Origin of the sequence: Pseudomonas sp. PB103, from assembly GCF_009764635.1 — a bacterium.
Classification (GTDB): domain Bacteria; phylum Pseudomonadota; class Gammaproteobacteria; order Pseudomonadales; family Pseudomonadaceae; genus Aquipseudomonas.
On sequence record NZ_RWIL01000102.1, the window covers coordinates 22417 to 37091 of the forward strand.

Annotated in this window: 20 protein-coding genes; 6 read left to right on the plus strand and 14 right to left on the minus strand. The window is 57.7% G+C overall.

What is annotated here, in order from left to right; translation table 11 throughout:
• Positions 1-150: 150 nt before the first annotated feature.
• The gene (locus EJA70_RS18535) at positions 151-363 is read left to right on the plus strand and encodes a cold-shock protein (RefSeq protein ID WP_003179963.1); all 213 of its coding nucleotides are present in this window, start codon (positions 151-153) and stop codon (positions 361-363) included.
• A 72-nt stretch (positions 364-435) separates the two neighbouring features.
• Here the strand turns inward: EJA70_RS18535 and EJA70_RS18540 are convergent, their stop codons facing one another.
• Both EJA70_RS18540 and EJA70_RS18545 read right to left on the minus strand, forming a co-directional pair.
• Positions 436-753, minus strand: coding sequence for an I78 family peptidase inhibitor (locus EJA70_RS18540; protein WP_008083276.1), 318 nt, complete (start codon positions 751-753; stop codon positions 436-438).
• A 167-nt stretch (positions 754-920) separates the two neighbouring features.
• Positions 921-1226: a hypothetical protein gene (locus EJA70_RS18545; protein ID WP_007913485.1), complete on the minus strand. Its 306-nt coding sequence runs from the start codon at positions 1224-1226 to the stop codon at positions 921-923.
• A gap of 132 nt (positions 1227-1358) precedes the next feature.
• Between EJA70_RS18545 and EJA70_RS18550 the strand changes: the two genes are divergently transcribed.
• Positions 1359-1565 (plus strand): hypothetical protein, encoded by a 207-nt coding sequence (locus EJA70_RS18550; RefSeq protein WP_008083273.1) that lies wholly within the window; start codon positions 1359-1361, stop codon positions 1563-1565.
• Positions 1566-1713: 148 nt separating this feature from the next.
• On the opposite strand, the gene EJA70_RS18555 is transcribed toward EJA70_RS18550, so the two are convergent.
• From EJA70_RS18555 to EJA70_RS18595, 9 genes are all read right to left on the minus strand, one after another.
• Positions 1714-2742, minus strand: coding sequence for a nucleoside hydrolase (locus EJA70_RS18555; RefSeq protein WP_008083271.1), 1029 nt, complete (start codon positions 2740-2742; stop codon positions 1714-1716).
• 31 nt (positions 2743-2773) lie between these two features.
• On the minus strand, positions 2774-3178 hold the full coding sequence (rbsD, locus tag EJA70_RS18560; RefSeq protein WP_158832594.1) for a D-ribose pyranase: 405 nt from the start codon (positions 3176-3178) through the stop codon (positions 2774-2776).
• Positions 3175-4092 carry a ribokinase gene (rbsK, locus tag EJA70_RS18565; protein WP_158832596.1) on the minus strand — a complete coding sequence of 306 codons (918 nt, stop codon included), beginning with the start codon at positions 4090-4092 and terminating at the stop codon, positions 3175-3177. The genes rbsD and rbsK overlap by 4 nt, the downstream gene beginning before the upstream one ends.
• 24 nt (positions 4093-4116) lie before the next feature.
• A complete protein-coding gene (locus tag EJA70_RS18570) occupies positions 4117-5136 on the minus strand; it encodes a LacI family DNA-binding transcriptional regulator (protein WP_158832598.1) in 1020 nt (339 codons plus the stop codon).
• Between the two features lie 9 nt (positions 5137-5145).
• On the minus strand, positions 5146-6123 hold the full coding sequence (locus EJA70_RS18575; RefSeq protein WP_008083263.1) for an ABC transporter permease: 978 nt from the start codon (positions 6121-6123) through the stop codon (positions 5146-5148).
• The gene (locus EJA70_RS18580) at positions 6120-7673 is read right to left on the minus strand and encodes a sugar ABC transporter ATP-binding protein (protein ID WP_158832600.1); all 1554 of its coding nucleotides are present in this window, start codon (positions 7671-7673) and stop codon (positions 6120-6122) included. The genes EJA70_RS18575 and EJA70_RS18580 overlap by 4 nt, the downstream gene beginning before the upstream one ends.
• A 56-nt stretch (positions 7674-7729) precedes the next feature.
• Positions 7730-8686 (minus strand): sugar ABC transporter substrate-binding protein, encoded by a 957-nt coding sequence (locus EJA70_RS18585; protein WP_007913476.1) that lies wholly within the window; start codon positions 8684-8686, stop codon positions 7730-7732.
• A gap of 198 nt (positions 8687-8884) precedes the next feature.
• Positions 8885-9337, minus strand: coding sequence for a hypothetical protein (locus EJA70_RS18590; RefSeq protein ID WP_158832602.1), 453 nt, complete (start codon positions 9335-9337; stop codon positions 8885-8887).
• A gap of 108 nt (positions 9338-9445) precedes the next feature.
• Positions 9446-9694, minus strand: coding sequence for a hypothetical protein (locus EJA70_RS18595; RefSeq protein ID WP_158832603.1), 249 nt, complete (start codon positions 9692-9694; stop codon positions 9446-9448).
• Here EJA70_RS18595 and EJA70_RS18600 point away from each other — a divergent pair.
• The 3 genes from EJA70_RS18600 (at position 9678) to EJA70_RS18610 (ending at position 11931) form a co-directional block, all read left to right on the plus strand.
• Complete coding sequence (locus EJA70_RS18600) at positions 9678-10766, plus strand: asparaginase (protein WP_158832605.1); 1089 nt, start codon at positions 9678-9680, stop codon at positions 10764-10766. The genes EJA70_RS18595 and EJA70_RS18600 overlap by 17 nt on opposite strands.
• A gap of 198 nt (positions 10767-10964) precedes the next feature.
• Positions 10965-11234 (plus strand): DUF1654 domain-containing protein, encoded by a 270-nt coding sequence (locus tag EJA70_RS18605; protein ID WP_371924610.1) that lies wholly within the window; start codon positions 10965-10967, stop codon positions 11232-11234.
• A 4-nt stretch (positions 11235-11238) separates the two neighbouring features.
• On the plus strand, positions 11239-11931 hold the full coding sequence (locus tag EJA70_RS18610; RefSeq protein WP_008083251.1) for an endonuclease: 693 nt from the start codon (positions 11239-11241) through the stop codon (positions 11929-11931).
• Positions 11932-11989: 58 nt separating this feature from the next.
• On the opposite strand, the gene EJA70_RS18615 is transcribed toward EJA70_RS18610, so the two are convergent.
• Entirely contained in the window at positions 11990-12901 is a 912-nt protein-coding gene (locus EJA70_RS18615) for a siderophore-interacting protein (protein ID WP_158832607.1), read from the minus strand.
• Between the two features lie 87 nt (positions 12902-12988).
• Positions 12989-13357, minus strand: coding sequence for an SPOR domain-containing protein (locus EJA70_RS18620; RefSeq protein ID WP_158832609.1), 369 nt, complete (start codon positions 13355-13357; stop codon positions 12989-12991).
• A gap of 250 nt (positions 13358-13607) precedes the next feature.
• Between EJA70_RS18620 and csrA the strand changes: the two genes are divergently transcribed.
• Positions 13608-13802 carry a carbon storage regulator CsrA gene (csrA, locus tag EJA70_RS18625; RefSeq protein WP_003179932.1) on the plus strand — a complete coding sequence of 65 codons (195 nt, stop codon included), beginning with the start codon at positions 13608-13610 and terminating at the stop codon, positions 13800-13802.
• Positions 13803-14015: 213 nt separating this feature from the next.
• Here csrA and EJA70_RS18630 read toward each other — a convergent pair whose 3' ends face one another.
• Complete coding sequence (locus tag EJA70_RS18630) at positions 14016-14471, minus strand: DUF2214 family protein (RefSeq protein WP_158832611.1); 456 nt, start codon at positions 14469-14471, stop codon at positions 14016-14018.
• Between the last annotated feature and the right edge of the window lie 204 nt (positions 14472-14675).

Consider the following 14675-nt stretch of genomic DNA (forward strand, 5'->3'; position numbering starts at 1 on the left):
GATAAAGGCAGTAAAGAAAACACGACTGATTGGCAAACAGCACGTCCGGGGGGCTACCAAAGCGAACATTTCGACTATGATACTCCGGTGTGCCCAGTTGGCCTGAGCAGCACAGTACTACTGAAAATATATGTTTCTTGGAGATACACCATGTCTAATCGCCAAACCGGCACCGTTAAATGGTTCAACGATGAAAAAGGCTTCGGCTTCATCACTCCTCAAGGTGGCGGTGACGACCTGTTCGTACACTTCAAAGCTATCGAATCCGACGGTTTCAAAAGCCTGAAAGAAGGCCAGACCGTCTCCTTCGTGGCTGAGAAAGGCCAAAAGGGTATGCAAGCTGCACAGGTTCGCCCAGAGTAATTTCTCGGCGCACTAAAAAAACCCCGTCCATGTGACGGGGTTTTTTATGCCTGCAACAAACGCGCCCTGCAGTCAGCCGCAGTTGACGCGATTGATCACCAGATTGTTGTCGGTGTTCAGGTTCAGGCGATCAGAACGGTATTCCAGCGTGATCATATCGGTCGGCTTGAGGAACCGTGCATTCTGCGCCCCCGCCTTGGCCCGCGCCTGCTCCAGCAGTTCTGGCGAAGCTTTCTTGCCGATGGCGAATTGCGCCGCCGATGCTTCACAACGGCTGTGACCGGCTTCGGTCGCCACCGGATCCTTTGCCGACTCGCTGGAGGTCGTACTGCAACCGGCCAACATGGCAACGGCCATAAGTGCACCCAGTGTCGCGAACTTCAAAGGCATGAAGCCTCCTTGTTTTCAAAAGTTAAGCTGAGATCGTGCGACCGCCATTCCGGCGTTTGGTTTCACGGCAAATGCCATCACCCTGCCCCACTATCGGAAAAACGCCGAGTGTGCCTGAGCGATACCCGGCTCTTCATCAATCAATCGTGACTGAATATTAACGGTGCTCAGTAGACGTCGATGTAGTCGTACGGCGGATTCGGCCAATTGTCCTTTAGCGCATTGAAAATCTGCATCACCCACACCTCATCGCTGGCCGCGACATTGCCCACATAACCGGAGCCCTTGGCCCAGGTTTCGAGTCGGAACAGCAGGCCGTCGATATCCTGACCACCGGTCACGCCTGAGGAAATGTAAGCAATACCGCCCTTCGTCACACGCAATTGAGTGTGTTCGTCGTCACTGGCCGAGGCGAGCAGTTGGCGCACGGCATCAAGCGTGAGGCCGTCAGGGGTATTCAAATCGATCTGCACAGCACGATCCTTGGAAAGCCGTAAAAGACCAAGTGTCGCATAGCACTCCGCTCATGCCTAAGTCGCAGTGCCAAATGCCCGACAAAATGGTTAACTCGACGCACAGACTTCGCGACTTCTCGAGCGTACCTCATGACCACCATCAGCATCGACGCCGACATTAAAGCCAAGTGGGCAGACGGACACAGCTCCTATAGTCCGGGGACTACGGAAGAACTGGCACTGATCGGGATCGATCTATTGGTCAAAGAGCTGGGCACGGAAGCGGCCCAGCAATTCATCAAGCAGATTTTCGAGCGTTACCCGACTGAAAAAGTCGAACACGTGGAAAAGGCATGAAGGTTTGCAGGATCGAAAGTTCGGGGTGTCTGTGCGGGCCTCTTCGCGAGCAAGCTCGGCTCTTACAGGGTCGCGTTAATTTGTAGGAGCCGAGCTTGCTCGCGAAGGCGGCCTTCCTGGCGACGCACCTTCTGCGAGTGCGAATGCTTTATTTCAAACGCTTCAGACGCTCGGTGAGCAAGTCAAAGAAGCCCTGAGCATCGCCATTTTCCACCCAGAACGCATTCTTCGGCGCCTTCAGGCCGTCATACCAGTCAACAATGGTCTGACCGAAAGTCGGCCCTTCACGGCTATCAACCACGACATTCACCGAACGACCGGTGAACAGCTCAGGCTTGAGCAGGTAGGCGACAACGGTAGCGTCATGCACCGGACCACCCGGAATACCGTAGTGCTCCATATCGCCCTTGATGTACTCGTTGAGAATGTCGCCGACAATTTTGCTCGCATTGTTGTTCAGCGCGGCGATCTGCTTCAGGCGCGCGTCACTGGTGAGAATCTTGTGGGTCACGTCCAGCGGCAGATAGGTCAGTTTCACGCCACTCTTGAGCACCACTTCGGCCGCTTGCGGGTCAGCAAACAGGTTGAATTCGGCAACCGGGGTGATATTGCCGCCATTGAAGTGCGCGCCACCCATGACCACCACTTCCTTGATGCCCTGAACAATTTCCGGCTCTTGGATCAGCGCCAGCGCCAGGTTGGTCTGCGGACCGAGCATGGCGATGGTGATGCTGTGCGGCTTGGCTGTTTTCAGGGTATCGATCAAGTAATTGACCGCATTGCCTTCAGCCAGGCCTTTTTTCGGCTCGTGCACGGCGACACCCGACAGGCCTTCCTTGCCATGGATGTTTTCGGCGTAGATCGGCGTGCGCATCAGCGGCTTCGGCGCTCCGGCGTAAACCGGTACGTCTTCGCGCCCTGCCCACTCGCGGGCCAGGCGGGCGTTACGCGATGTCTTGTCCAGACGCACGTTGCCGGCCACGGTAGTCAACGCGCGAATATTCAGCTCGTCCGGCGAGGCCAGGGCGAACAGCAAGGCGACGACATCGTCAGCGCCTGGATCGGTGTCGATGATCAGATCGATTTTTTCCGCCGCGTGAGCGCCGGTTGCAGAGATAACGGACAAGAGCAGCAGACTCCGGAGCAGTTGGTGCAGTTTCAGAGCATAGCGTTGCATGGCGCATTCCTTGTGCTGGTGAAATCAAAAATTAAAAGGTGACCCCGGCGACCAGCACGATGTTGCAGTACGGCTGGCATTCGCCGGTACGAACAATCGCTCGCGCCTGTCGGCTGAGAACCTTGAATTGCTCGTGACTGAGCAGATCGCGACGCCCCAAGGCGCCCTCTTCATTCAACGCGTCCAGCGTATTCAGCGCCGTTGGTTGCTTGTCGAAGATCTCTTTGGCCAGTGCATGACTTTCCACCTGCATCTCGCTGAGCACGACGGTCAAGGTGCTGACGAAATCCGGCACGCCGTGGGTCAGCGCCAGATCAATCAGCTCGACACCTGGCGGCACCGGCAGCCCGGCGTCACCGATGACCACCATGTCGCCATGGCCCAGGGAGGCAATCAGCCGCGACAACGCGACGTTGAGCAGAGGAGTTTTTTTCATGCGGGTTTAAAGGCCTGTACGTCAGATAGGGTTGGAATGGACGGCTGCGCGCCGGCGCAAGTGACCGACAGTGCCGCAGCGATCTGCCCGTAGCGAATCGCCTCGGCTTCGGATTTGCCAGCGGCCAGTGCAGCGGCGAAACCACCGACGAAGGTGTCCCCCGCCGCTGTAGTGTCGACGGCCTTCACTTTCGGCGCCGGGAAATGCTCGAAACCCTGACCGTTGGCAAACAAAGAGCCTTGAGCACCGAGGGTAATGATGACTTTGCCCGCGCCCATGGCGATCAGGTGACTGGCCGCGTTTTCAGCGGATTTCAGCGAATCCACCGGCAACCCGCTCAACGCGCTCGCCTCGCTTTCGTTGGGGATCAGATAATCGATCGCGGCAAACCAGTCGGCGGGCAGTGGACGGCTGGCCGGCGCCGGGTTGAGGATCACGGTTTTGCCAAGCGCACGCGCACGCTTCAATGCATGACCCACGGTCGCGTCGGGAATTTCCAGCTGGCAGATGACGACGTCAGCCGCTTGCAACACGGCATCAAAACGGTCGATCACTGCCGGTGTCATGGCGCCATTGGCCCCAGCGACAATGACAATCGCGTTCTGGCTGTTGTCATCGACCACGATCAGCGCCACGCCACTGGAATCCTCGACAATGCTCACCGCCTGGCAATCAATCCGCTCAGCCAGCAAGGCGTCGCGCAATTGCACGCCGTAGTCGTCATTGCCGACGCAACCGACCATCGCCACTTGCGCCCCCAGTCGCGCAGCGGCGACGGCCTGATTGGCACCCTTGCCGCCGGACACCGTGGCAAAGGAATGACCGATCAGCGTTTCACCGCCTACAGGGAGGCGTGGCGCCCGGGTCACCAGATCCATGTTCAGGCTGCCTATTACCACTACATTTGCTGGCATACATCATTACTCGTCAATTCGGTTTCAGCGGTATTCGGTGAACACGCCGGACAGCGGCGCGGTCGATTCGCGCAGGACAATACTCGGGGTCACGATGCGTTGATCGGTGCCCAGATTCGGGGTGGCAATCCTTCGCAACAATACTTCAGCCGCCATTTCGCCCAGTTGCAGGATCGACTGGCCGACGGTGGTCAGCGCCGGGTACACGTAGCGGCTCATCTGGATATCGTCGAAGCCGATTACCGACAACTCGCTCGGTACGCGCACGTTGCGCTCAGCCGCCGCACGCAGCACGCCGATACCGATCATGTCGTTACCGGCAAAGATCGCGCTGGGCGGGTTGTCTTCGAGCAGGATCGCTGCCGCGTTGTAACCGCCGGTGCTGGTGAAATCACTTTCCAGCATGCGCGCCTGGCGCACTTCGATACCAGCCTCTTTCAGCGCCCGGCAATAACCGGCCTGACGCATCTGCGCCACGCTGGTACTCGCCGGGCCGCCGATGGTGGCGATGTCGCGATGCCCCAATTCCAACAGGTGGCGAGTCGCCAGGTAGGCACCGTACTCGTGGTCGATGCGCACCAGATCGGCATCGACGCCGTCCAGGCTTCGGTCGACGATGACCATTGGCGTTTTAACACCCGCCAGCCCTTGCGCCAGACCACTGTCACCGCCGGCGGAGGCAACAATCAAACCGTCGATGCGTTTTTCCAGCAGCACACGTAAATAGCTGCGCTGCTTTTCCGGGTTGTCGTCGGAGTTGCAGAGGATCACGCAATAGCCGTTACGCTCACAGTAATCCTCGATGCCCCGCGCCAACTCGGCGAAGTACGGGTTCAGACTGTTGGGCACCAGCAGGCCGATGGTCGCGGTGGTCTTGGCTTTGAGTGAGCGCGCCACCGCACTCGGCACATAGTCGAGGCTCTTGATCGCCGCCTCGACTTTCAGCCGCACTTGCTGGCTGACCGGCCGGGTGTTGTTCACCACGTGGGACACGGTCGTGTAGGAAATCCCCGCGAGCGCCGCCACATCCTTGATCGTTGCCATATCGGTTTCCTAGCCCCGTCGACTGGCGCGCTGACTGCGATAAGTATCGAGCACCACGGCGATGACGATCACCGCACCGGTGATGATGCGCTTGGTCGGCTCAGTCGCACCGATTTGCGCCAGACCGGCCGCCAGTACGGAAATGATCAACACGCCAAAGAAGGTGCTGATCACCGAACCGCGCCCGCCCATCAGGCTGGTGCCGCCGATGACCACGGCCGCGATCACTTGCAGTTCCAGACCGGAGCCGGCATTCGGATCCGCTGCTTCCAGACGGGAAATCTGGAACAGCGCCGCGATACCGGCAAGCAACCCCATCAGGCTGAACACCAGAATCTTGTAGGGCTTCGGATTGATCCCAGCCAGCCGCACGGCCTCTTCGTTGGTGCCGATGCCGATCAAGTAGCGACCGAACACGGTGCGGGTCAGAACCGCCTGAGCAATGATGATGACCAGGAAGGCAATGATGAACGACGGCGAGATACCGAACGCGATGGGGTTCGACAGCCAGGCAAACGAGTCGCCGATGTAGGCAGTGCGCGACCCGGTCATCTGATAGGCCAGGCCACGGGCCATTTCCAGCACGCCGAGAGAGACGATAAACGATGGAATCCGCCACGCGACAGTGATCGACCCGGTGACTGTGCCGGCCAGTGCCGCCACCGCCATGCCGAGCAACGCCGAGGGCAACACGCCCCAGCCCCAGCCGAGAATCGCCACACTGACCGTAGATGCCGCCAGCGCCAATACCGAACCGACCGAAAGGTCGATGCCGCCGATGATCAATACGAACGTCATGCCGACCGCCAGCACCATCAAATCGGGGATCTGGTTGGCCAGGGTGCTGAAGGTGTTATAGGACAGAAAGTGGCTGCTCAAGACCGAGAACAGCGCAATCATCGCCAGCAAGGCCCCGGCCAGGCCGAGATAAGTGCCCAGGCCGTAGAAATTGCCACTACGTTTGCCGGCAGGAGATGCAGTTTTCATGGGAGATCCCTAGGCGCCGCTTCGTTGAGCAACGCATCACGTTTTTGGTAGCCGGCGAACGCGGCGGCAAGCAAATCATCCTGAGTCCAGCTGTCGCGTTCGAACGTGTCGATCAGACGCCCGGCCGACAACACGCCGATGCGGTCGCAGATCAGCATCAGTTCGCGCAGGTCACTGGACACCACCACCAGCGCTTTGCCCTGGCGCGTCAATTCGCCGAGCAAGGCATAAATGTCGAACTTGGCGCCGACGTCGATGCCACGGGTGGGCTCATCGAACAGCAGTACCGAACAATCACGCTCCAGCCAGCGGCCGATCACCACCTTCTGCTGGTTACCACCGGACAACTCTGAAACAAGCTGTGTCGGGCTCGAACTGCGGATGCGCATGGCGTCGATCTGACGCTTGGCAAGGGCGATTTCATCGCCGTTATTGACGACACCGCCGCTGGAAATTTCCGGCATGTTGCCCAGCGCAATGTTCGCGCTGATCGACTGACTGAGCAGCAAACCTTCGCCCTTGCGGTCTTCAGTGATCAGCGCGATGCCATTGCGCACCGCATCGACCGGCGAGCGCACACTGACCACTTTCGCTGGCGAACCGAGGGCGATGGTGCCGCTGTCGGCGGTGTCTGCACCGAAGATCAAGCGCAACAACTCTGTGCGCCCTGCCCCGATCAGTCCGGAAATCCCGAAAATCTCGCCGGCACGCACTTCGAAGGAAACATCGCGAACCTTGTCGGAGCGAGTCAGGCCTTTGACCGTCAACGCTGGGGCGCCAATATTGCGCGCGCCCATATCAATGTGCTCGCCCAGTTCGCGGCCCACCATCAAGGTGACCAATTGCTCACTGTTGTAGTTGGCCATTGGCTCGACGCAGACCAGATGACCGTCACGCAGCACGGCAATGCGCTGCGCCACGCGGGCCAGCTCTTCGAGACGGTGGGAAATGTAGATGATCGAAACGCCGCGCGCCTGCAAGCGGGTGATTTGCTCAAAGAGCATTTCGACTTCGCGCGCGGTGAGCATCGCGGTTGGCTCATCGAGAATCAGCACATGGCAATCGCCGATCAGGTTGCGGGCGATTTCAACCATCTGCTGATGGCCGATACCCAATTCGCCGACCAGTGTGTCCGGATCGATTGCGTCGAGGCCGACTTGCGCCATGGCTTCGATGGCAGCTTTGCGCAGTTGCTTGCGGCTGATCCAGCCACCGTTGCTCGGCAGGTTGTCGAGAAACAGGTTCTCCGCCACCGACAGGGTCGGCAACAGATTGAGTTCTTGCATGACCATGCGCACGCCGAGGTCTTCGGCCTGGGTACGGCTGCCCGGGCGATAATCCTTGCCCTGAAACTGCATCTGGCCGCTGGTCGGGGTGACCAGTCCGCCAATGATTTTCGACAAGGTGCTTTTACCGGCGCCATTCTCGCCGGTCAGCGCCAGTACTTCACCGCGCATCAGCGTCAACTCGATGCCGGTCAGCACCGGTTGCGCATAGGTCTTACCGATACCGCTGACCGAGAGGACAGCGTTCGGGGCGGAAACTGACATAAAAACTCTCCATGCGCTCGCCCGGACGGACGAGCGCCGTTGTGTCGCCAGAAGACTTACTGGGTGACCAGCTCGACCGGTGTTTCGATCACGCCGTTGGCGCCGCTGTCGACTTTCTCGCCCTTGATGATTTTCAGCGCGGTTTCGATGCCGAATACGGCTTGCTTGGCAGCGAACTGGTCAGCAGTGGCCAACACACGGCCGTCTTTCAACATTGGCTTGATCGCATTGATGTTGTCGTAACCGACGACCTTCACCTGACCAGCCTTGCCGGCGGCTCGTACGGCGGAAACGGCACCGACGGCCATGCTGTCGTTACCGGCCAGCAGCGCTTTGACGTCCGGGTATTCGCTGAGGATCGACGCAGCAACCTTGTTGCCCTTGTCGATTTCCCAGTCACCGGACTGCAGGGAAACGATCTTGATCTGCGCGGCGTCCATCGCATCTTTGAAGCCCGCGGTGCGCTGCTGCGCGTTGGTCGTCGTCGAAACGCCTTCAATGATGCCGACTTCGTCACCGGCCTTGAGCTGCTTGGCCAAATATTCACCGACCAGACGCGCGCCTTTACGGTTGTCCGGGCCTACGAAAGGCACGCTGATGTTTTTGCTTTTGACGATGGCCGGATCGAGCTGGTTGTCGATGTTGATCACGGTGATGCCGGCGTCGACGGCTTTCTTGATCACCGGCACCATGGCCTTGGAATCAGAAGGCGCGATCACCAGAGCGTTGACCTTGGCCAGAATCATCTGCTCGACGATACGGGTCTGGCCAGCGGTGTCGGTTTCATCCTTGATGCCGTTGGAGATCAGGTCGAAATCGGCGGAGTGTTCTTTCTGGTAGGCCTTGGCGCCGTCTTCCATGGTCAGGAAGAATTCGTTGGCCAGGGATTTCATGACCAGCGCGACTTTGGGTTTTTCAGCAGATTCGGCGAACGCCGAGGAGACAGGTAGTGCGGCGGCTGTGGCAGCCAGCATAGCGACAGCAAGAAGGCGTCCAGCGAATGGCAGCTTCATGGGTTCACTCCGATCTTATGATTATTGTGAGCAACGCTTGCGCTGGCGTAAGCTACTTTGGCTTGTTCAACGGAATACTCCACCGAGAAAGCCGCGCAAACGTTTGCGTAGACCAGACTATGCGAATCCCGCCGACATTTGTCAACATTCAGAAATAGTATTTATTACGGGGGCGAATCGCATGATTCGCCCCGGCGATCAGGCTGTTGTGCTGACCAGGCCACCGCTGCTACTGCTGGCGTCCTTGGCCAATTCCTTGATCAGATTCCCGGAGACCTCCGAGAGCGCACCGTTGGTTTGCGCGATCTGCCCCTGAATGGACATGACAGCGGCTGCCTTGGCGTCTGCGGTTGGATAGTTGGCGGCCTGCGCGGCAGCCAGTTGCTGCTGTTGTTCCTGTAACTGCTTTTGCAGTTCCTGCATGCGTTTGAGCAGCATCTTTACCGCAATGCTCTGGTTGCCGCCGCTCTCGGCCTTGCTGTCTTCCTGCGCAGGAGCACCGGTTCTGACCTTGGTGGAATCGCCGCCTTCCTTGCCCGTCAACGGGGTGGAAGTTTGGGCAGTGGCTTCGTTCAGGGCATCAATCGTGGCAGTGGATTTACCACCGATGGTGATGGCGCTGGCATTGGGAAAACCGACCGACAGTGACATGTTAACTCCTCAAAAATAAACATTCCTTGAACACGCATCGGCCTGCACGCGGGTTTCTTTAGCCAAGAGCGGGAAACAGCCGCCACGATCATCGGTTGTACCTTTCGGTCAGCCGAACACGCACACCGCCGATGTTCGGAAACCCGGATGAGCGCTTCGCGCCAACGATTCCACCATCAACAAAATCTTGATGCAAATCATCAGGTTAAACATTTTTCTCAAGCACAGTACGTCTGGTACAGATCCTGCTCCCTCCCCTGCACCCCGGACATCCAGATCGGTTTGGGGTGTATCTAGATGAACCTGCACCAGCACCGTCTCACTACTAGAGAGAAAAATAATGAAATCTGCTTTCAACACCTTGGTTCCGGGCGCTTTGGCCCTCCTCCTGCTCCTGCCTACCGCCCTTCAGGCAAAAGAAGTCGAAACCCAGACCAAACTCGCCAATGTCGTGGTACTTGCCACCGGCGGCACCATCGCCGGCGCAGGCGCCAGCGCTGCCAACAGTGCGACCTATCAAGCGGCCAAGATCGGCGTCGAGCAACTGATCGCCGGCATTCCCGAGCTGAGCAAACTGGCAAATGTGCGTGGCGAACAAGTCATGCAGATCGCTTCCGAAAGCATCACCAACGACAACCTGCTGCAACTGGGACGTCGCGTCGCCGAACTGGCTGACAGCAAAGACGTCGACGGCATCGTCATCACCCACGGCACCGACACCCTCGAAGAAACCGCGTACTTCCTCAACCTGGTGGAAAAAACCGACAAGCCGATCATCGTTGTCGGCTCGATGCGCCCGGGCACCGCGATGTCCGCCGACGGCATGCTCAACCTGTACAACGCCGTGGCCGTCGCCAGCAGCAAAGAAGCTCACGGCAAAGGCGTACTGGTGACCATGAACGACGAGATCCAGTCGGGTCGCGATGTCAGCAAAATGATCAACATCAAGACCGAAGCGTTCAAAAGCGCCTGGGGCCCACTGGGCATGGTGGTTGAAGGCAAATCCTACTGGTTCCGCTTGCCTGCCAAGCGCCACACCATGGATTCGGAATTCGACATCAAGAACATCAAGAGCCTGCCTGACGTAGAGATCGCCTATTCCTACGGCAACGTCAGCGACACTGCCTACAAAGCACTGGCCCAATCCGGCGCCAAGGCAATCATCCATGCCGGTACTGGCAACGGCTCGGTGTCATCGCGCGTAGTGCCAACCCTGCAAGCACTGCGCAAGGACGGCGTGCAAATCATTCGCTCGTCCCACGTCAATGCCGGCGGTTTCGTTCTACGTAACGCCGAACAGCCTGACGACAAGTATGACTGGGTTGTCGCGCACGACTTGAACCCACAGAAAGCCCGCATCCTGGCCATGGTCGCGCTGACCAAAACCAATGACAGCAAAGAGCTGCAGCGGATGTTCTGGGAATACTGATTGACCTTCGCCCGATCTTTTCCTGATCGGGCACTCTTCACGCCACTCGTTTACCGGGCGAGTGGTGTGTCGCCCACATCCCTCATGCATTTTTCCTACAAAAAACACGACGCGCCTTACACCAAATTCGGAAAACCGCTGTCAGAGGATTTTCTTGAATTTTAAGCAGTTGCGAAAATGCTTACAGTTAAATACTGTATGCACGTACAGCTTAATAAGGATAACCTCGTGGCCACCTCCCCTGATGCTCCTGACGCTTTCGAACGCATGGGTCTGCGCGTTCAAAAAATCATCAACTCCCCTACCGCACAAAAAGCCAAAGCGGCGCTGATCTTCCGTCTGCCGGACGAGCCGATGGATGAGTGGGAGCGCCTGCTCGAGGAAATCGACGAGAACGACAACGTTACCCTTGCCTACCGCGACGACGGTGGCGTGCAGATTTTTTGGGTTGTGCCGAAGGAAGATTGATTCAATGAGTGTCCGCTGTTTTGCTTTGCTGTTGTTATCGTTCATCGCTTTTGGCGCCCAAGCTGGGGCGCCACGCACTTTTTCTGAAGCCAAGAAGGTTGCGTGGAAGCTCTATGCACCGCAGTCCACCGAGTTTTATTGCGGGTGCAAATACACTGGCAACAAGGTCGATCTGAAGGCGTGTGGTTACGTCCCGCGCAAGAATGCCAAGCGCGCGTCGCGCATCGAGTGGGAACACATTGTGCCGGCCTGGCAATTTGGCCATCAGCGCCAATGCTGGCAAGAAGGTGGGCGCAAGAACTGCACGCGTTACGACCCGACCTATCAAAAAGCCGAAGCCGATCTGCATAACCTGGTGCCAAGCATTGGCGAGGTCAATGGCGACCGCAGCAACTTCAGCTACGGCTGGCTGCCAGTGCAATCCGGGCAGTACGGTTCATGCTTGACCCAGGTCGATTTCAAGGCGAAGAAGGTCATGCCTCGCCCGTCGATTCGCGGCATGATTGCCCGCACCTATTTCTACATGAGCAAGCAATATGGCTTGCGCCTGTCGAAACAGGATCGGCAATTGTATGAAGCCTGGGACAAGACTTACCCGGTGCAGGATTGGGAGCGCCAGCGCAATCAGAGCGTAGCGTGCGTGATGGGACGCGGTAACGAATTTGTCGGCCCGGTGAATCTGAAAACCTGCGGCTGAACAGACGCGTAAAAACAAAAGGCCCCGAGTGTGATGCTCGGGGCCTTTTCGTTTGTGACTAGCTGCCGGCCTTGTTGTAGCGCCAATAGCCCATCAGGTTAAGCGACTCGCGCGGGATGCCGCATTCCTTGATCAGGTACCGGCGCAAACTCATCACCGCTGCCGACTCACCAGCGATCCAGCCGTAAAATCCTTCAGGGGCGGTATCGGCAATTTCCCAGAGAATGTCTTTGTCGATATCGACATCGGCCAACTCAATTGCACGCCCCGCTGGCGATACATGGACGGGCAAGGTCGCCTCACGCACGGCTTCCACTATCAGTGTTCCGGCGGCCGTTTCATTTGCCTGATCGCGAATCAACCACTGCACCGACAACCCCGGCCAGTCCGGCACGGCAAGCATGTCCTGAGCGCTGTCCACCTCGAAAAAGGCCTGCACCTGCGGCGGCTCGGCAAGCGCCGCCAACTCATCAAGAATGCCCATGGCCGCTGGCAGCGCCGTGGCGTCGGCAACCAACAGTAATTGTTTGAGAGTGTGCGGTGGCTTCCATTCGAATCCGCCGGCTTCCTGCGCTGAAAAATGCTGGTCAGGGGCAAGAATCTGCATCGAATCGCCTGGCTGCGCACGCAATGCCCAACGTGAAGCCGGACCGGTTTCACCGTGCAGGACAAAATCGATATCAACTTCACCCTGTTCGGCGCGCAGATGACGGATGGTGTAGGTGCGCATCGCGGGACGTCGATCGGCCAGCATCGACTTGAATCGAGCGTACCAGCCCTCTTCCTGGGCGAGACTTGATTGCGAACCATCAGCGGCCGGAAAAAACAGCTTCACCCGCTGATCCGGTGCCCAAGTGGCCATTTCATTGACAGGTGAACCGGCGAGAGTGATCCGCATCATGTGCGGGCTCAGCCGGGTTTTACGGTGCAGGACAACATCGAACAATTTGTACGGATTGGCGGAGGCCATGGGGAGCTCCTTGTGGAAATCATCAGCGATTCCAATAGGAACGAATCGCGTTTGATTGCCTTTAGGCAGCTCCGCCGAACGGACCGCTTACGGGGTGAGTGGATGCTCGACCAGCACCGATTCAACGTTCTGCTTTTTCGCCTTCACCAAGGCTGCGTCCACTTGCACCTTTCGTGCTTCAGCTTCGGCCTGGGAGTTGAACGGGCCAATCAGAATGCGCGTTTTGCCACTGCTGTCCTTGATGACTGTGGGCACGAAAGCATGCTCGATCAGCCAGCCGCTCAAATCGCTGACCGCTTGAGGCGTTTCACCGCGCACCTCAAGATCCCACTGCGGAGCAGAGACCACCGCAGGCGCTGCTGTCACTGCCGTTTTCGGCTTCGGCACGTCTACACTCTTGCCTTCACCACAACCGGCCAAAACCAGTGCCGCGACTACCCAGACCAATTTGCGCACAACGCTTTCCTCGAAATTCTCAAAGCGGCGATCTTAACATTCAAAAATACTTCGCGAGCCCCGCAAAATGGGCACAAAACAACGAGATTGATGATTGCAGCCTCTGTATAGTTACGCCCTGGGAATTAATGCCGCATCTGCGCGTCAGAAAGAGGCACCCAAACCGTGAGACTTCGCACTAATCTATACGTACCACCGACCTCTGCACTGTCTGAATCAGGTGCCCTACAAAGCAATCAAGGAGAAGACCATGCTGATACTCACCCGCAAAGTCGGTGAAAGCATAAATATTGGTGATGACATTACGATCACCATCCTCGGCGTAAGCGGCCAACAAGTCCGCATCGGCATCAACGCTCCAAAGAACGTTGCCGTGCACCGAGAAGAAATTTATCAGCGCATTCAGGCTGGCCTGACCGCACCGGACAAGCCACAAACGCCCTGAGCCACATTGCAGTCAGTAGCCAGTTCGTTTACCTGCGTGTAATGACTGGCTAAAGATTCACGCGCCGTATTGCCATCCGCTTCCCAATCCCCTTGGGCACGGCGCCTGACACATAAGCCCCGTCACCCCCCCCTCCTGTTGCCGGCGATACTACCCGCCATTATTGAGTCTGGCTGTCGGACATTTCCGATAGGACTCAGCGAATTTGCCCTCCTAGCCAAATGTCACGCCACGCGCCATCCCAGTCGCTGCAACCACGATCAGCACCAACAACAGCGCTTCAACATGACTGATTCGCGCAAACAACTTTGCCCGAGAGGTATCGAACGCCGTGCCCCGCGCTGAGGCAATGCGCCATTTGATCAACGTGATCATCGGTGCGAGCTCGACCAATAGAACCAGCACGAACAGCGTCATCTTCAGGTGGAACAGCGGCTGGTGGAGGTAATAGTCAGCGCCCTTTTCATAACCGCCGAAGGCACGCATTCCACCGGTGATCAGCAAAATCACGGCAGAAATACCCCATAGGTTATCGGCGATCAGTACGCGACCGGCGTCCGCCGTCCCAGCCGCCAGGCGACTGAATGCGCTACCTCGAGTGAGCACCGCCCAGAACCCCAGGGCAAACGCCAGTAGATGAATAGCAGCAAGCGACCAGTGAACCAGCATCGACACACTCCTGCGCAAAGAGTTGAAAATCGGCCAGTCAGTAGTAGTTGAAAAAGTATGGTCTTGCCCGTGCGCAATTGTCAGGACGACGGTAGAAATGCCAAATCGCAGGCAAAAAAAATCCCAAGCAGCTGATGGAAGCTTGGGATTTAAAAATGCATAAACCGTGGTGGTGAACGCGGGGCGAATGTTACTGAATCAATC